The organism is Aeromonas sp. EU05-FHT14A05 (assembly GCF_058791175.1).
In genome coordinates, this window is the sequence record NZ_JBYTDH010000010.1 from 19909 (window position 1) to 35827 (window position 15919).

Sequence of the window (15919 nt, forward strand, 5' to 3'; positions counted from 1 at the left end):
TTGCATTCTCCTCAAGGGGGGAATCACTGGCAAGCAGGGGATCTTATTACCATTCGTTCTTTGCATTACGAACCATTCTCATTTAGATTTCATCTCATTCCAGCATGAGGTCCACTAATATGTACGTGTGTTTGTGCCGCGGCATCACAGATAACCAGATCCGCAAGGCGGTACAGGCAGGCAAGACCGAGTTCAGACAGCTGAAACAGTCGCTGGAAGTCGGTGCCCAATGTGGCAAGTGCGTGCGCATGGCGATGGAGATCATCGCCACCGAGATCGACAAGCTGGAGTCGGAGCAGGCGCCCCTTTATTACGAAGTGGCCTGAAGCGCCTCTTTCCGACCCCTTCACTTCATCGAGCGGATGCTCTCCCTTGCAGGGGAGCCGATTCGCCATCTTCTTATGGTCATTTTTCTCGACTACGCTCTAGTGATCGGTGCCCTAGGCTCGAACACGAGGAGTAATGTCGATGAAAGGAGATCCCAAAATCATTGCCCACCTCAACAAGGTGCTGGCCAATGAGCTGGTTGCCATCAACCAATATTTCCTGCATGCCCGCATCTACGATGACTGGGGCCTCAAGGGGCTCGGACACAAGGAATATCATGAGTCCATCGATGAGATGAAGCATGCCGACGAGCTGGTCAAACGAGTGCTGTTTCTGGAAGGACTGCCCAACTTGCAGGATCTGGGCAAGCTGCGCATCGGTGAGACAGTCGAAGAGATGTTGCGCTGCGATCTGTCACTGGAAATGGATGCCATCCCCGACCTGAAAGTGGCCATCACCTATGCCGAATCCGTCCATGATTACGTCAGCCGTGACCTGCTCCAGGAGATCCTGGAAGACGAGGAGGAGCACGTCGACTGGCTGGAAACCCAGCTGGACCTCATCGCTCGCATCGGCCTGGAAAATTATCAGCAATCCCAGCTTCATACCGCATCATCCTGAGTGCGGATGTCATCAAGATCTGCCCCCAACCCGCCAAGGCGGGTTTTTTCTGGGTCGCCAGCTTCAAGCCCAGGCATGAATCTGAAACATACGGGCATTACTGTCTGCCAGGCAGGAGCCAACCGGATGGTTTCCCCAAGTCAGCCCCCCCCCTTCACGGCACGGGGCGCACCGCCGGGCTCGGCACACGAGGCTCTGCCCCAAGCCGGATTGAACCATTGCAGTGATCACAGTTACGATGCAGGGCAGAGCAGCACACGCCGCTTTCGATTAGGATACGGCCCTATTCCCATCACTTTGCTACGGATGATTTCCATGGAACTGATTGCACGTGAGATGGCGCCCCACAAGCGGGTAGCCCTGGTGGCTCACGACAACATGAAGACCCCATTGCTGAACTGGGTGCTGCGCCGCAAGGAGGAGCTCAAGCTCCACCACCTCTATGCGACCGGCACCACCGGCACCCTGCTCGGCAAGAAGGCGCAGCTTCCCATCACCTGCCTCTTCTCCGGCCCCATGGGGGGCGATCAGCAGCTCGGCGCCCTCATCGCCGAAGGGAAGATCGACGTGATGATCTTCTTCTGGGATCCCCTCAATCCCGCGGCGCACGATCCGGATGTCAAGGCACTGCTGCGCCTCGCGGCGGTCTGGAACATCCCGGTCGCCACCAACGAAGCGACGGCGGACTTCATCATGGACAGCCCGCACATGCAGCAGGCATTCAGCGTCCAGGTGCCCGACTACGCCGGTTATCTCAAGGCAAGAACCGAGTAGCCCCAACCAGATAGCAAAGAGCCGGACAGTGTCCGGCTCTTTCGTTTGAAGGATGGTGGCGGCTCAGCGCTGGAAGCTCTTCTGGGCGAACTTGGGTCTGGCATTCATGATCTGCTCCACCTGCTCGTCGCTCATCTTGCCGCGCGACAGCCCCAGCACCTTGTAGGTCAGCAGCGGCCGTGCCGGCAGCGCAATCATCAGGGCGCGGATCTGGTTTTCGTCCTCTTTCTCTCGCACCGGCTTGCCATAGGCATAGGTCAGCACCCCAGCATCCATCAGGTTTTTGACGGCAGGCTCGGTGATCGGCAGGTTTATGACGCTTTTCCGTTGCAGCACGAACTCCCGCAGCACCGCCTTCTCGTTGAAGTCGAGGAAACCTATCATCTGGGCCAGTTGATCCTGTTGACGACGGGATTGCCACTCGTCACAGGCCCACTCCCAGGCGATCAGGAAACCCTGGCTGCAGAAGTAGGAGATGGCGATCAGCATGCCAACCCCCAGCCAGGCGGCGTGAGCCGTGGCCCACTGACTGACGGCGCCTTTCATCAGCCCGGCCGGGAACAGCAATATGATGCTGCAGCAGAGTAGCAGCCAGACCATCAGCCAGTTGAGGCGATTCAGCTGATAAAAATGTTGGATCCACCGTTTCATCGTTCACCCTTCCCAAGTCAATGTGGACAGTAGTCAACTCATAGCAATCCCTGTGCCAAGGCGAGGATCCTGTGGGCGGGATGCGGATCCTGGCGAGCAGACTGATGGGAATGGTCGCTGGCCAGGTTACATCCCCTTACAAGTTGCCGGGGGGATGAGCCGCCATTTTCCTTGTGGGGTGACCCGTCTCTTGGTAAAAACCCCGCACTGTCATTGGGGAGTAGCAACCCGCCCGTGATCCGGGCCGGGCTCATGTCAACATTCTTGGATCTGCCGATCCATGGCATGGGCGGCGATAGCATCTATCGCTCTGCAAGACCTTTGGCCTCGATACGCAAGCCAGCCGGGCGAGCCGTATCGGGTCCATCGGTTGTTCTGCTCGCCTGGCGGTTGCCTATTATGTTGATCACCCTGCTGTTATTTCTGCTCTCTGCCGTCACCATCTACCTGGCCTGCGAATATTTCGTCAACGGTATCGAATGGACCGGCCATCACTTCAAGTTCTCCCAGAGTGCCACCGGCTCCCTGCTGGCGGCCCTCGGCACTGCCTTGCCCGAATGCATAGTCACCCTGAGCGCGCTGCTGATGGGGAATGCCCCCGCCCAGCAACAGATAGGGATAGGCGCCGCCCTCGGTGGCCCCCTGGTGCTCTCCACCATAGGCTATGCCGCCGTCGGCCTGACCATGCTGCTGTGTATGAGCCGCGAGCACAGGGTCATCAATGACGAGGTGCAGCGCGAGATAGGTCGGGATCAGGCCTGGTTTGTCGGCATCTTCCTGGTGGCGGTGGCCCTCGGCATGGTGGCCTTCACCGGCAAGACCTGGCTGGCCCCGCTGTTCGTGCTGGCGTACCTCCTCTATGTGCGGCGCGAGCTGAAACAGGCCGACAGCCACGAGACCCCGTTGCCAGAGCCCCTCAAGCTGGATCCCAAGGCCGGCATCCCGGCCCTTCACAAGGTGTTGCTGCAGACCCTGGTGGCATTGGTGGTGGTCGCGCTGGCGGCGCAGCTGTTCGTCCATCAGCTGGAGAGCATGGGTGAGCTGTTCGGCCTATCTCCCGTGCTGGCGGCCCTGCTGCTGAGCCCGGTAGCGACAGAGATGCCCGAGCTGATGAACGTGCTGATCTGGGTGCGGCAGGGCAAGTACCGGCTGGCGCTGGCCAACATCTCCGGCGCCATGATGATCCAGGGCACCATTCCCAAGGCATTCTGCCTGCTGTTCACCCCCTGGTTGCTCGACAGCGCCATGCTGGTCTCCTCCCTGGTGACCCTGCTGGCAGTGGCACTGCTGTGGTGGGGTTTCAGTCGCGGGCGAATGACGGCGGGCAGGCTGGCCTGCGTGGGGCTGGTGTATCTGGGGTTCTGCGGCTGGCTGATGGTGAGCTGAAGGCACCTGGCATCTGAACATGGCGCCATAAGCAAGGGCAGGATCGGATCCTGCCCTTTCTTCATGGATTTAGGTTCGCGGATTGAACCCCGGACTCAGAACTGCTGGAACCAGCGCTGGATCTGGGCCGGATCCTTGCTCTGGGTCAGGGAGAGCATCAGCAGGATGCGCGCCTTCTGGGGGTTCAGGGTGCCGGCGGCCACGAAGCCGTACTTGGCGTCGTCGATCTCGGCATCCAGGGTGGTGGCGCCGGTCGGCACGCGGGCGGAGCGCACCACCCGGATGCCATCCTTGCTCGCCTTGGCCAGGGTGTCGAACAGTGTGTGGTAGAGGTTGCCGTTACCCACCCCGGCGCTGACGATGCCGTCAAACTTGGCATCCACCATGGCCTTGGCCGGCAGATCGGTGGCGTTGGCATAGTTGTAGACGATGCCCACTTGCGGCAGCTTGTCGAGCTTGCTCACGTCAAACGGCGTCTTGCTGGTGTGCAGGCGGGCCGGGCTGCGCTGGTAGTCGATCTTGCCGTTGTGGATGTAACCCAGCGGGCCGAAGTTCGGGGCGGCAAAGGTCTGCACCCCTGTGGTGTTGGTCTTGGTGACGTCGCGGGCATCCAGCACGGTATCGTTCATGGCGACCATGACGCCACGGCCCTTGGAGCTGGGGTCGGAGGCGGTAACCACGGCGTTGTAGAGGTTGAGCGGGCCATCGGCACTCATGGCGGTGGAGGGGCGCATGGCGCCGACCAGCACCACCGGCTTGTCGCTCTTGACGGTGAGGTTGAGGAAGTAGGCGGTCTCTTCCATGGTGTCGGTGCCGTGGGTGATGACGATGCCATCCACGTCATCCTTGGCCAGCAGCTCGTTCACCCGCTTGGCCAGCTTGAGCCACACCTCGTCGTTCATGTCCTGGGAGCCGATCTTGACTACCTGCTCCCCCTTCACCTCGGCCACGTTCTTCATCTCGGGTACGGCGGCGATCAGGGTCTCGATGGCCACCTTGCCCGCTTCATAGTTGGATTGGGTGGCGGACTGCCCCGCCCCGGCTATGGTGCCACCGGTCGCCAGGATATGAACCTGCGGCAGGGCCATGGCCAGGGGGGAGAGGGTCATGCCGAGGACGACGGCGATCAGGGTCTTGCGGATAGGGTGAGTCATGCTGCAATCCTTTTGGGTTAGTTGACAGCAGCATTTTCATCCAATCTGGCTCGTTTTTAAGTGATCAATCTCAACAATAAAAACAAGTAAGCAGAATATTGGTCTGATTTTTACCCATATAGGGATAAATCACTCCGCACTAAATCCCCTGGCTTCGATCAGCGCGATCAACTCGGCTCTGCTCAGCTCGCTCTCGATGATGGCCTTGCTGCTGGCAAAATCCACCTGGGCCTGGCTGACGGCACTCTGGGCCAGCAGGGCTTTTTGCAGGCTGGCGGCGCAGCCACCGCAGGACATGCCGGAAATGGTGAGTTCTATGGTCATGGGATATCTCCTCTGTTGATGTGCCGTCAGCCTAAAGCTGACGCCCGCAGCAAGGTCAAGCCCTAGCGGGCCACCACGGATTCACGCACCACCAGGCGTCCCTGGAATTTCTGCTGCTCTTCGGCCGGTCGCAGACTCTGCGCCAGCTGTACTTGCAACACCCGCACGCTCTCCTGGGCCAGCCGCTCACTCGGGTATTCGATGCAGGTCAGCGGTGGGGTCAACTGGCTAGCGAGGGCGGAGCCTTCCAGGCTGATGACGGAGACATCCTGAGGAATATGGAGGTTGAACTCGCGCAGCAGCCGCATGGCGTCGGCAGCCTGGGCATCTTGCTGCACCACCAGCGCGGTGAAGGGCAGGTAGCGATTGAGCAAGCCGAGCAGCGCCTGCTGGTTGTCGGTACCGTCGATCACCAACTGGCTGTTATAGGGGAGGGATTGCTGCTGCAGTGCCTGCTGGTAGCCCTGAATGGCGCTCTTTCCCGCAGGCGAGACCTTGTCATCCAGCATCAGCACCAGCTGGCGATGGCCCTTGCCGAGCAGGAAACGACAGGCACTCTCCGTGGCAAAGGTCAGGTCATAGCTGAGATTGAGGTTGCCGGTATCGCTCACCCCATCCAGCTGAATGAGCCGTGGGTCCGGGTTCAGAGGCTGTTTGGTACCGAGGACCAAGACGCCATCACAACGTCCTCCCAGCAACTCATCGACCGCTTGCTGCTGCTGTTGCGTCTCGTCGGCAAAGCGCACCAGCATGCTCTTGCCCGTCTTGACCAGCGCGCCTTCCAGCAGCGGCAGCATGCTGGCCAGACGATTGCCAAGCTGGGAGGGGAGTATGATGCCCACACAATCCGTCGCCTGGGTCGCCAGGGAGCGAGCCGTGGCATTGGGTCGGAAATTCAGCTGCTCGGCGGCTTGCAACACGGCCAACCGGCTCTCTTCACGCACACCGCGCGAGCCGCTCAGGACGCGGGAAACGGTGGCTTTAGACACATTCGCGAGGCGCGACACATCGGTAATATTGGCCATGGCTTCATCAACGGTAACCGGTTAACAGGCCTCCATCCTAGCACAGGCCAGCGACCTCCGGTAAGGGCCGGCACTCTGGTCAATGGAAAAGGGGGGCCCTTGCCCCCCTCTGCCAATCTGGCTTCCATCAGAAGTAATATTTGAAACGCACCCGGCCACCGTAGCGATCGATGTTGTCCACCTCGCTGCTGTCGACATTCAGCTGGGACCAGTAGGCTCCCAGATAGATATCGAAGTTGTTCAGATCCAGCACGCTCGGGATCTTGTAGGAGGCGTATACGGTGTTGATGGTGTGCTTGCCCACCATATTGCCGAAATCGGCGCTGGTGTTGTTCAGATTGGCGCTGCTGATGTCGTTGATGGCGTAGATGTAACCCAGGCCGGCATTGTGCCAGAGCAGGTTGGCGCCCAGGGTGGTATCGGTTTCAGCCTCGGCATCCATACGGGCCAGGTTGGCATTGATGATCAGGGCATCCTGGGTCCAGCTGGTGGTGAGGCCATAACCCATGCGATCAGACACTGAGACGTCGTCGCTGGTGACGATGGCGTCGCTGATCACGTTGCCCTCGGCCCCCAGGGCGACCTTGAGGTTCTCCCCCTTCCAGGCGATGACGGGACGCACGATGATGGAGTCCTTGGCCTTGGTCAGCGCATAGCCGTGGTATTGCTGGCCTGCAAACAGATTGGTGCGGTCCCCGATCAGGGTGGAGAGCTCCAGATACCAGTTGCCCGTCTCCTTGTTGAGCAGCAGCTGACCCCCCTTGCCTGCCCGGCCACGACCCTCCTTCAGCATGTAGACATAGCCATTGCCATCGGAGTAGAGGTCGTTGGCGCTGTCACCCGAGTGCTCGACAAAGATGTCCTGCCCCAGCGGGAACATGTCGTAGGCCTCGAAGCGGCCGACCTTCATCCCCCAGTTGCTGCGCTGGCCGAACCCCAGGTACGCATCATCGGCACCGGCACCGCCGTTGGTGCCTATGGTGGGCTGGATCTGGATCTGGCCATAGCGGCCATCTTCCAGCTCCCGTACCCCGAGGAAGTTCAGCAGCAGGCGACCATCCTCGTCCCAGCGATCGGTGCGAGTCTCGCTGGTTTGACCCAGCACGTTGCCACGGGTGGTGTTGGACGCGTTCAGGTTGATCTCCGCATCGCCCCCCAGGCTCAGGCGCCCGAAGTCCGTGTTGGTCTCCACCACGGCGCTGGCCATGAAAGGGGTGCTCAGGGCCAGGATGGCAAGGAGCTGGGCGGACAGGTTTGTCAGTTTCATTATTATCATTCCTTGAGTTTTATGTTTTTGATATACAAGCATTTATTTATCTGCCTCCCCGAAGGGAGGACAAATTCAGGCATGCCTTTCCCCCATCGCGACGCAATGTAAGGCAAAGGGCATGGATCAAATCGGGTGGGGGACTAGGGCCCGAGGCAGTGTCTCAGCCCCTGGCAGGCATCGCCCGCCGGGGGAGGCGAGTCGGCGCTCTCTCCTCGGCCACGGCTCATATGGCCCATGTGGTGGCTCCTTCGACACAGCTCGGCAGCCAGGCGGCGCCGCGTACCCCGCTGCTGTCCCCGTAGCGGGCAGGCACTATGGGGGTGAGGCACCACTCCGAGAAGAGGTAGGGAACCACTGCCGCGGGCAGATCACGATAGAGGGAGGCGATGTTGGAGAGGCCGCCCCCCAGTACGATGACATCCGGATCCAACACATTGATCAGGCTGGCGACGCTGCGGCCCAGGGCCTGGATGAAATGGTCATAGTGGACCTGGGCCTCCACATCCCCCTCGGCGGCGGCCGTGATGATCCCGAGCGGCGACAGCCCGCGGCCATGGCGCTCCACGAAACGGCCGGCAAACCCCGTCCCGGAGACGAAGCGCTCGATGCAATTGCTGCGCCCGCAGTAACAGGGCTGGCTTGGGCCATCACAGGCCGGGTCATAACCGGGCAGCGGGTTGTGACCCCACTCCCCGGTGATGGCGTTGGGACCGACGATGAGCTGGCGATTGACCACCAAGCCGCCACCACAGCCGGTGCCGAGGATGATGCCAAACACCACCCTGCCCCCCTCTCCCGCCCCGTCGACGGCCTCCGAGAGGGCGAAACAGTCGGCGTCATTGGCGAGCCAGACCGGCTGGCCCAGCGCCCGGGTCAAGTCTTGCTTGAGGTCCTGCCCGTTGAGAAACAGACAGTTGGCATTCTTGATGCGCCCCGTCTGCGGGTCGATCGCCCCGGGCAGCCCTATGCCTAGGGTGAAGGCGCTGTCCATCGCCTGCCGTATCTCCCTCACCAGATAGGTGATGGCCACCAGGAAATCACCGTACCCCGTGGTCGGGGTCGCGATCCGTCTGCGCAGCAGGCTGACGCCCTGGCCATCGAGCAGTTGAGCCTCGATCTTGGTTCCCCCGATGTCGAGTCCGAGTCGCAACATGATCGTCTTCCTCAGGCAGCCAGCTTGCGATGCAGCTCGATGAGCTCGGTGACCAGCTCCCGGGCCAACATAGCGGTCATCAGGTGGTCCTGGGCGTGGACCAGGATCAGCGTCACCGGGATCTTGCCCTCCCCCTCATCCGCCTCGATCAGCCTGGTCTGTACCCCGTGGGCCGCATTGGCTGCCTCGGCAGCCTGACGCAGCAGATCATCGGCCTCCGCAAACTGGCCGGCCCTGGCCTGACGCAGCGCCTCGAAGCAGAGGCTGCGGCTCATGCCGGCATTGATGATAAGACCCATTACGGTCTCTTCCAGATCGAACATACACACTCCTTGGTGATGGGCGCCGGCCTTGGGGCAGGCGCTCTTTAATAGGGGTCAGGTGACTGAATAATCAGTCGAAGCCATTCTCACGGGCGGCGGTGGCAAACCACTGGCCGCTCTTCTTGATGCGTCGGGTCTGGCTCCCCAGCTCCAGCTCGATGAAGCCGTAACGGTTCTTGTAGGCATTGCTCCACGACCAGTTGTCGATGAAGGTCCAGAGGTGATAGCCCCGGCACTGGCAGCCCTCCGACAGTCCCTTGTGCAGCCAGATGAGGTGATCCCGGATGAAACCGATGCGGTAGTCATCCTGGATCTGGCCGTCCTCTCCCTTGAACCTGGCCTCACCCTCCACCCCCATGCCGTTCTCGGAGATATAGCTCGGGATGTTGCCGTAGTGGTCGCGCAGGTTGACCAGGATGTCGTAGATCCCCTGCTCGTAGATCTCCCAGCCCCGGTGCGGGTTCATCTTGCGCCCCGGCATCTCGTAGTAGTCGAAGAACCACTCCGGCATGAAGGGGCTGGCAGGATTGACCGCGTGGCTGCGGGCCTTGACCCGGCGCGGCTGGTAGTAGTTGACCCCCAGCAGGTCGATCTTGCCGGCCGCCAACAGGGCGACATCACGCGGCTCGCAGGCCGGCAGCTGATCGTATTCCCGCAGCAACTCGACCAGCTCGGCGGGGTACTCCCCCTTGACCGCCGGATCCAGGAAGCTGCGGTTGAACATCAGATCCGCAATGTTGGCCGCCTTCAGATCCGCCGGGTGTTGCGAGCGCGGATAGGAGGGGGTCAGATTCAGGATGATGCCGATCTGGCCATCCTGACCTAGCTCCCGGTAACGCTGCACCGCCGTGGCATGGGCCAGCATGGTGTGATAGGCCACAGTGGCGGCGCGGCGAAAGTCCACCACGTTCGGGTAGTGGAAGTCGTAGAGGTAGCCCCCCTCCACCGGCACTATGGGTTCGTTGAAGGTGAACCAGTGCTTGACCTTGCCGCCGAACAGCCTGAAGCAGGTATCGGCAAACTCGGCGTAGGCAGCGATCACCTCCCGGCTTTCCCAGCCCCCCAGGGCCTGCATGCTCATGGGCATGTCGAAGTGGAACAGGCAGATAAAGGGCTCGATCCCCTCGGCCTTGAGCTCGTCTAGCATGGCGTCGTAGAAGGCGACAGCCTCCGGGTTGGGCTCCCCCCGGCCAGCCGGGATCAGCCTGGACCAGGCGATGGAGGTGCGAAAACTGTTGTGACCAAGCTGTTTCAGCAGACGGATGTCATCGCGAAAATGCTCATAGAAACCGGAGGTCTGCGCCGGCCCAATCTGCTGATGGAAACGGTTGGGGGACTGCTCGAACCAGTGATCCCAGATGGTTGGCGCCTTGCCGCCCTGGAGGCTGGCGCCTTCGGCCTGAGCGGCGGAAGAGGCGCTGCCCCACCAGAACTGTTCAGGAAAACGGTATTGCATCTCGTGTTACTCCAAGCTTGATAAAAGAGGCCGCCAGGCGGCCCCGGCAGGCAATCAACGGGTGGCGGCGGCCAGCTCCGGCGTTTTCGGACTCTCTTCCTGCTCTTCCTGTTTGAGCAGGGTGCGCTCATAGGCTTTCAGGAAGGGGTAATACATGGCCGCGGCGGAGCACATGCAGAGCAGGCTCAGCACCATGGGGCTGATGGCCCAGTTGGCAGCCCATGAGGCGCCGATGGGGCCAGGTGTGGTCCAGGGAGTGAGAGAGACAACCCGCTCGACCAGGCCGAAGTCCAGGGCAAACCAGGCCAGAGTGGCGTTGATCATGGGCACCAGAATGAAGGGCAGGAAGAACACCGGGTTCATCACTATGGGGGCACCGAACAGGATGGGCTCGTTGATGTTGAACAGGCCGGGCACCACGCCCATCTTGCCGATGGATCTCAGGTGGGCCGCCTTGCTGCGCAGCAGCAGGAAGGCCAACGGCAGGGTCGATCCGACGCCACCGATCAGCAGGTAGTGATCCCAGAAGCCCTGCAGGAAGATGTGGGGCAGGGCTTCACCCGCGGCCATGGCGGCCTGGTTGTTGGCCAGATTGGCCATCCAGAACGGATTCATGATGCCGGTGACGATCAGGGCGCCGTGGATCCCCGCGAACCAGAGCACCTGGCACACCAGCACCGCCAGCAACATGGCCGGCAGGGAATCGGAGGCCGCCACCAGCGGCTTGACCAGAGACATGATGGCCTCCGGCAGTATCATGCCGGTGCTGTTTTCCAGGATCAGGTTGAGCGGGTGCAGGGTCAGGATGATCACCAGCACCGGGATCAGCACCTCGAAGGAGCGGGCGACCCCCGTCGGCACCTGAGGCGGCAGCTTGATGGTGATGTTGTTGCGCTTGAGGAAGGCATAGACCTCAGCCGCATAGATGGCGGTGATCAGGGCCGTGAAGATCCCCTGACCGGAGAAATACTGCATGGAGATGGCCCCCTCCTTGACGGGGGCGGCTACCAGCATGAAGGACATCAGGCAGAGCAGGCCGGTAGTGACGGGGTCCAGACCGTTCTGCCGCGCCAGGCTCGCGCCTATTCCCACCGAGATAAACAGGGTCATCAGTCCCATGCTCAGCTGGAACGGGAGCAGCAGCTGCGGTTGATAGGTGGCAGAGAAGTCGAGCCAGGCACGGGCAAATCCCCATTGGGTCTGGGGCGAGAAGGGAGGGAAAATGAACACCAGCATGAAGCTGCCGACGATCATGAAGGGCAAGGCGGCAATGAAGCCGTCACGGATCGCCTGCACGTATTTCTGCTGGCCGATCCGGCCGGCCAGCGGGCTGACCCGGTTCTCAATGGTACTGACAAAGCGCTCGTAAAGGGTGTTCATGAAGGTTTCCTTGTGACATTCACTGGTTGGGGTCTGCGCATCAGCCGATCAGGGTAAGGGCATGGTCGAGGACCTTGTCACCCCGTTGCATGCCGTAGTCCATCATGTTGATGGTGTCGACAGGCACGCCATGAGCCGCCGCTCGCTGCTGTAGCTCGGCCTGCATGTATTTGACCTGCGGCCCCAGCAGCACCACCTGGTAGTGGGGCATCTGCAGATCGAACTCTGCCGCACCGAAGGCCTGTATCTCGGCGTCCAATCCCCGCTTGTCCGCCTCCTCTTTCATCTTCTTGACCAGCAGGCTGGTGGACATGCCGGAAGAGCAGCACAACATGATTTTTTTCATTTCCCGATTCTCCAGACGTTCATAACGGATGGCGCATTCTGGATCGAATGGATTTATTTTGGAAACCGGTTTCCAATAACAATCCATCGATGTGTGAGCGGGATCGGGATTTTCCGGTTCAAGGGGGCGGGAAGTGTGAGCGAGGTAATGAAATGGCAAAATGGTTTCGGATATTACGGAAACAAAACCACAAAGCCGTCAAAATGGCGTCCAAACCCCATGATGACAAGGGGTATCAGGATGACAAGGAACCGAATAACGTGATGAATCTGCAATGGATGGCAATGCTGGTCGGCATGATAGAGCAGCGCATGGTACCGTTTGCCAACTGGCTGACCCGCAGTCGCCATGTGCTCTCCTTGCGCGATGGTTTTCAGCTGGCCATGCCCTTCGTCATCGTCGGCAGCCTGCTGGTTCCCATCCTGTATCCTCCCATCGCCCCTGACACGCCGCACGCATTCGGGCAGTGGCTGCACTGGTTGGCGCGGGCGCTGCATCCTTTCCTGTTTCCCGTCTACTCACACACCCTGGGGCTGGTGGCGCTGATCATCGCCTTCGGTGCGGCATCCAGCCTTGCCAAGGCGTACGAAATGCCGGAACGCCTGTGCGGCCTGGGAGGTTGCATGGCCTTCCTGATGCTGATCGACTTTCGCTCGCTGCAACCCGGGGTATTTGGCTATCTGGGGGGCGCCGGGATCTTCACGGCCCTGCTGATGGCGTTCTATTCGGTGGAGGTGACCAGGCTCTTCTATCGCCGGGGCTGGTACATCCAGATGCCGGAGGAGGTGCCGGTGATGACCCGCCGGGGCTTTCAGCTGATCGTGCCGCTGTTGTTCATCATGCTTTCGCTGAGCCTGCTGCGGCTCTGGTTGCAGCAGCAGTTCGGGATCAGTCTGCCGGACTTCATGGCCGCCCTGTTCAGACCATTGATCGTAGGGGCCGACACCCTGCCCGCCCTGCTGATCACCCTGTTGATCGCCCATCTGCTCTGGTTCATGGGGATCCACGGTGCCCTGATAGTGACCGGTTTGCTGTCGCCCTTCTGGATGGCCGGAGTGAGCGCCAACCAGGACGCGCTGATGGCGGGAGAGCCCCCGCCCCATATCTTCCTGCAAGGGTTCTGGGACTACTACCTGTTGATCGGGGGCATAGGCACCACGCTGCCGCTGGTATTCATGGCCATGCGCAGCCGTTGCCACTCCATCCAGTCGGTGGGCAAGCTGGGCTTCATACCCTCGATGTTCAACATCAACGAGCCGCTGCTGTTCGGTTTCCCCATCATCATGAATCCGCTGTTCTTCCTTCCCTTCATCAGCGTCCCCCTGATCAACGCCGTGCTCGCCTGGCAACTGACCCAGTGGGGGTTTCTCGACAAGTTCATCGCCCTGCTGCCCTGGTCCATGCCCTCTCCTCTCGGTGCCGCCTGGGCGGCCAACGGCAGTTGGAGCAATGGCCTGATGAGCCTGGTCTGCATCCTCAACAGCTATGTGCTCTACCGCCCCTTCTTCCTGGCACATGAAAAAATGGTGCTGGAGCAGGAGCGTGAACGTCTGGGCTGACGTCAGACCGCAGTCCGAGAAGGTGATGAAGACGGGTTTCCGACCAAGGCCCGGGGCGTCAGGGGGCGGCTAACCCATCAACCCCAGGTAGTTCATCAGGGCGGCTCCCAGGCTGGTGGTCACCAGCGACCCCAGGGTAGTGGTGGCGATGATGTTCGCCGCCAGGGCGCTGTCGCCCCCCATGGCGCGGGTCATCACATAGCTGGCGGCGGCGGTCGGGGTGGAGCTGATGAGGAACAGGATGCCGAGGGCCTGGGGACTGAAGCCGAGCGCCCAGGCCCCCAGCACCAGCAGCACGGGAATGCAGAACAGGCGGTTGGCGGTGGCCCAGCCGGTCAGCATGGCGCCGCCGCGCAGGGCCTTGAGGTTGAGGCTGGCGCCGGTACAGAGCAGCGCCAGCGGCAGTGTCATGCTGGCGAAGTAGTTGCCGGTAGTGATCACCAGCTGGGGAAGTTCTATGCCGAGCAGTCCGAACGGCAGGGCCGCCAGTATGGCGATGATGAGGGGGTTCCTGACGATCCCCTTGAGGATGGGCTTGATCCCTTTTCCGCCCCCCAGGCTGCGGGTCAGGGTGATCACGGCGAGGATGTTGTAGAGCACTGTGATGGAGCCCACCAGCAGGGCGGCGGCACCTATGCCCTCGGGGCCATAGGCGTTCTGCACATAGGCCAGCCCCATGATCCCCATGTTGCCGCGAAAGCTGCCCTGCACGAAGATGCCCCGCAGTTTCTGCTCGCTGATGAAGCGAGCCGCCAGCAGCTCCAGCACCAGAAAACCGGCCAGGGTGCCGAGCAGGCCGTAGAGGATGAGCCAGGGGCTCGGCATGGTGGAAAAATCGGTGCGCACCATGCTGAGAAACAAGAGGGCTGGCAGGGTGACCTGGAACACCAGGCGGGAGGCGGACTCGACGAAGCTGTCGGGCAAGAGACCCAGCCGCTTGAGCCAGATGCCGAGTACCAGCACCAGACAGATGGGGCCAGTGATGGAGAGGGAGAAGTGCAGACTTGCCAGCAGATCCATGATGCGCGTCCTGTGCAATGGCGGAGGCTCCGCCTGGGCAAAAGGGCATTCTAACGCCATGGGCTTGTATTCACAGGACTTAATCACAACAATGTCTGCATCCCGATTGCCGCTCTCCCCTGTCACGGATCCCACATGGAAAAGAAACTGACCATCCTCGATATCGCTCGCCTCAGCGGGGTCGGCAAGTCGACCGTCTCCCGGGTGCTCAATCAGGATCCCAGGGTCAACGCCCAGACCAGGACCAGGGTCGAGGCGGTGATCGCCGAGCACGGCTTCGTGCCGAGCAAGTCGGCGCGGGCCATGCGCAGCCAGAGCCAGCAGGTGGTCGGCATAGTGGTGTCGCGCCTCGACTCCAGCTCCGAGAACCAGGCGGTGCGCGGCATGCTGGAGACCCTCTACCAGCGTGGCTACGACGCCGTGCTGATGGAGAGCAAGTTCTCCCCCGCCAAGGTGAGCGAGCACCTGGCCGTGCTGGAGCGGCGCGGGGTGGACGGCATCATACTGTTTGCCTTCAACGATCTGGACTACGCCGCCATGGCGCCGCTCAGGGAGAAGCTGGTGTTGATGGCCCGCGAGCGTCCCGGCTTCTCGTCGGTCTGCTTCGACGATGACGGCGCGGTGCGAGCCGTGCTCGAGCACCTCGGGGAGCGCGGCCTGACAGAGGTCGCCTATCTCGGGGTCGAACGCAGCGACCTCACCACGGGGCTGCGCCGCCATCAGGCCTACCTCGACTACTGCCGGGAGCAGGGACTCACGCCCCGCAGCGCCCTCGGGGATCTCGGCCTGCAAAGCGGCTACCGGCTGGCTGCCGAGCTGGTCGCCCCCGGCACCCAGGCCATGGTCTGCGCCAGCGACACCCTGGCCATAGGCGCCGCCAAGTACCTGCAGGAGCAGGGGCGCACCGACATACTGGTGAGCGGCCTCGGCAGCAATCCCATGCTCACCTTCCTGTTTGCCAACACCCTCAGCCTGGATTTCGGCTACAAGGATGCCGGCATTCTGGCCGCCAGACAGTTGCTCGATCAGATTGAAGAGGGGCAGCCCCCCAGAGCCACCATAGCCCCCTGTCAGCCCCTGTAGTCTATCTTTTCCTCTCATTACCGGCGTTTTGCACTTTTTGTGACCACCGCCACGAATTGGGAACGTT

17 protein-coding genes and 1 riboswitch are annotated in these 15919 nt (G+C 61.3%); of the genes, 6 read left to right on the top strand and 11 right to left on the bottom strand.

Going from position 1 to position 15919, the window contains the following annotated elements:
• The first annotated feature begins 119 nt into the window (after nt 1-119).
• The 3 genes from AC3WR3_RS14495 to AC3WR3_RS14505 all read left to right on the top strand — a co-directional run bounded on the left by AC3WR3_RS14495 (nt 120) and on the right by AC3WR3_RS14505 (nt 1722).
• The gene (locus tag AC3WR3_RS14495; RefSeq protein WP_139433903.1) at nt 120-326 is read left to right on the top strand and encodes a bacterioferritin-associated ferredoxin; all 207 of its coding nucleotides are present in this window, start codon (nt 120-122) and stop codon (nt 324-326) included.
• A gap of 142 nt (nt 327-468) precedes the next feature.
• Nucleotides 469-948, top strand: a complete 480-nt coding sequence (gene bfr / locus AC3WR3_RS14500; RefSeq protein WP_492292180.1) for a bacterioferritin — start codon at nt 469-471, stop codon at nt 946-948.
• Nucleotides 949-1263: 315 nt separating this feature from the next.
• Nucleotides 1264-1722: a methylglyoxal synthase gene (locus AC3WR3_RS14505; protein ID WP_162519091.1), complete on the top strand. Its 459-nt coding sequence runs from the start codon at nt 1264-1266 to the stop codon at nt 1720-1722.
• A gap of 63 nt (nt 1723-1785) precedes the next feature.
• Here AC3WR3_RS14505 and AC3WR3_RS14510 read toward each other — a convergent pair whose 3' ends face one another.
• The gene (locus tag AC3WR3_RS14510; RefSeq protein WP_025328396.1) at nt 1786-2373 is read right to left on the bottom strand and encodes a superinfection exclusion B family protein; all 588 of its coding nucleotides are present in this window, start codon (nt 2371-2373) and stop codon (nt 1786-1788) included.
• Nucleotides 2374-2576: 203 nt separating this feature from the next.
• Nucleotides 2577-2684, top strand: a riboswitch (yybP-ykoY riboswitch).
• Between the two features lie 88 nt (nt 2685-2772).
• On the opposite strand from AC3WR3_RS14510, the gene AC3WR3_RS14515 reads away from it, so the two are divergent.
• Nucleotides 2773-3759 carry a sodium:calcium antiporter gene (locus tag AC3WR3_RS14515; protein WP_492292181.1) on the top strand — a complete coding sequence of 329 codons (987 nt, stop codon included), beginning with the start codon at nt 2773-2775 and terminating at the stop codon, nt 3757-3759.
• A 95-nt stretch (nt 3760-3854) separates the two neighbouring features.
• Here the strand turns inward: AC3WR3_RS14515 and ansB are convergent, their stop codons facing one another.
• From ansB to AC3WR3_RS14560, 9 genes are all read right to left on the bottom strand, one after another.
• Nucleotides 3855-4913: an L-asparaginase 2 gene (ansB, locus tag AC3WR3_RS14520; RefSeq protein ID WP_492292182.1), complete on the bottom strand. Its 1059-nt coding sequence runs from the start codon at nt 4911-4913 to the stop codon at nt 3855-3857.
• Between the two features lie 129 nt (nt 4914-5042).
• Nucleotides 5043-5237, bottom strand: coding sequence for a heavy-metal-associated domain-containing protein (locus AC3WR3_RS14525; RefSeq protein ID WP_492292183.1), 195 nt, complete (start codon nt 5235-5237; stop codon nt 5043-5045).
• A gap of 62 nt (nt 5238-5299) precedes the next feature.
• A complete protein-coding gene (locus tag AC3WR3_RS14530) occupies nt 5300-6262 on the bottom strand; it encodes a LacI family DNA-binding transcriptional regulator (RefSeq protein ID WP_492292184.1) in 963 nt (320 codons plus the stop codon).
• Nucleotides 6263-6389: 127 nt separating this feature from the next.
• The gene (locus tag AC3WR3_RS14535) at nt 6390-7529 is read right to left on the bottom strand and encodes a carbohydrate porin (protein ID WP_492292185.1); all 1140 of its coding nucleotides are present in this window, start codon (nt 7527-7529) and stop codon (nt 6390-6392) included.
• 226 nt (nt 7530-7755) lie between these two features.
• A complete protein-coding gene (locus AC3WR3_RS14540) occupies nt 7756-8685 on the bottom strand; it encodes an ROK family protein (protein ID WP_492292186.1) in 930 nt (309 codons plus the stop codon).
• Nucleotides 8686-8696: 11 nt separating this feature from the next.
• A complete protein-coding gene (chbA, locus tag AC3WR3_RS14545; protein WP_106885692.1) occupies nt 8697-9008 on the bottom strand; it encodes a PTS N,N'-diacetylchitobiose transporter subunit IIA in 312 nt (103 codons plus the stop codon).
• Nucleotides 9009-9078: 70 nt separating this feature from the next.
• Nucleotides 9079-10464: a glycoside hydrolase family 1 protein gene (locus AC3WR3_RS14550; RefSeq protein ID WP_492292187.1), complete on the bottom strand. Its 1386-nt coding sequence runs from the start codon at nt 10462-10464 to the stop codon at nt 9079-9081.
• Between the two features lie 54 nt (nt 10465-10518).
• The gene (locus AC3WR3_RS14555) at nt 10519-11844 is read right to left on the bottom strand and encodes a PTS sugar transporter subunit IIC (protein WP_492292188.1); all 1326 of its coding nucleotides are present in this window, start codon (nt 11842-11844) and stop codon (nt 10519-10521) included.
• Nucleotides 11845-11884: 40 nt separating this feature from the next.
• Entirely contained in the window at nt 11885-12190 is a 306-nt protein-coding gene (locus AC3WR3_RS14560; RefSeq protein WP_041204936.1) for a PTS sugar transporter subunit IIB, read from the bottom strand.
• A gap of 263 nt (nt 12191-12453) precedes the next feature.
• Between AC3WR3_RS14560 and AC3WR3_RS14565 the strand changes: the two genes are divergently transcribed.
• Nucleotides 12454-13749: a PTS sugar transporter subunit IIC gene (locus AC3WR3_RS14565; protein ID WP_492292189.1), complete on the top strand. Its 1296-nt coding sequence runs from the start codon at nt 12454-12456 to the stop codon at nt 13747-13749.
• Nucleotides 13750-13818: 69 nt separating this feature from the next.
• On the opposite strand, the gene AC3WR3_RS14570 is transcribed toward AC3WR3_RS14565, so the two are convergent.
• Nucleotides 13819-14769: an AEC family transporter gene (locus AC3WR3_RS14570; protein WP_139433889.1), complete on the bottom strand. Its 951-nt coding sequence runs from the start codon at nt 14767-14769 to the stop codon at nt 13819-13821.
• A gap of 135 nt (nt 14770-14904) precedes the next feature.
• On the opposite strand from AC3WR3_RS14570, the gene treR reads away from it, so the two are divergent.
• On the top strand, nt 14905-15852 hold the full coding sequence (gene treR / locus AC3WR3_RS14575) for a trehalose operon repressor TreR (RefSeq protein ID WP_202047307.1): 948 nt from the start codon (nt 14905-14907) through the stop codon (nt 15850-15852).
• Nucleotides 15853-15919 lie beyond the last annotated feature (67 nt).

Excerpts from the sequence above, each read along its gene's own strand:
- bfr (WP_492292180.1), top strand. The coding sequence starts at position 469 with ATGAAAGGAGATCCCAAAATCATTGCCCACCTCAACAAGGTGCTGGCC.
- AC3WR3_RS14560 (WP_041204936.1), bottom strand. The coding sequence starts at position 12,190 with ATGAAAAAAATCATGTTGTGCTGCTCTTCCGGCATGTCCACCAGCCTG.
- AC3WR3_RS14570 (WP_139433889.1), bottom strand. The coding sequence starts at position 14,769 with ATGGATCTGCTGGCAAGTCTGCACTTCTCCCTCTCCATCACTGGCCCC.
- AC3WR3_RS14555 (WP_492292188.1), bottom strand. The coding sequence starts at position 11,844 with ATGAACACCCTTTACGAGCGCTTTGTCAGTACCATTGAGAACCGGGTC.
- AC3WR3_RS14530 (WP_492292184.1), bottom strand. The coding sequence starts at position 6,262 with ATGGCCAATATTACCGATGTGTCGCGCCTCGCGAATGTGTCTAAAGCC.
- AC3WR3_RS14535 (WP_492292185.1), bottom strand. The coding sequence starts at position 7,529 with ATGAAACTGACAAACCTGTCCGCCCAGCTCCTTGCCATCCTGGCCCTG.
- treR (WP_202047307.1), top strand. The coding sequence starts at position 14,905 with ATGGAAAAGAAACTGACCATCCTCGATATCGCTCGCCTCAGCGGGGTC.
- AC3WR3_RS14525 (WP_492292183.1), bottom strand. The coding sequence starts at position 5,237 with ATGACCATAGAACTCACCATTTCCGGCATGTCCTGCGGTGGCTGCGCC.
- AC3WR3_RS14505 (WP_162519091.1), top strand. The coding sequence starts at position 1,264 with ATGGAACTGATTGCACGTGAGATGGCGCCCCACAAGCGGGTAGCCCTG.
- ansB (WP_492292182.1), bottom strand. The coding sequence starts at position 4,913 with ATGACTCACCCTATCCGCAAGACCCTGATCGCCGTCGTCCTCGGCATG.
- AC3WR3_RS14540 (WP_492292186.1), bottom strand. The coding sequence starts at position 8,685 with ATGTTGCGACTCGGACTCGACATCGGGGGAACCAAGATCGAGGCTCAA.
- AC3WR3_RS14550 (WP_492292187.1), bottom strand. The coding sequence starts at position 10,464 with ATGCAATACCGTTTTCCTGAACAGTTCTGGTGGGGCAGCGCCTCTTCC.
- AC3WR3_RS14510 (WP_025328396.1), bottom strand. The coding sequence starts at position 2,373 with ATGAAACGGTGGATCCAACATTTTTATCAGCTGAATCGCCTCAACTGG.
- chbA (WP_106885692.1), bottom strand. The coding sequence starts at position 9,008 with ATGTTCGATCTGGAAGAGACCGTAATGGGTCTTATCATCAATGCCGGC.
- AC3WR3_RS14565 (WP_492292189.1), top strand. The coding sequence starts at position 12,454 with ATGAATCTGCAATGGATGGCAATGCTGGTCGGCATGATAGAGCAGCGC.
- AC3WR3_RS14515 (WP_492292181.1), top strand. The coding sequence starts at position 2,773 with ATGTTGATCACCCTGCTGTTATTTCTGCTCTCTGCCGTCACCATCTAC.
- AC3WR3_RS14495 (WP_139433903.1), top strand. The coding sequence starts at position 120 with ATGTACGTGTGTTTGTGCCGCGGCATCACAGATAACCAGATCCGCAAG.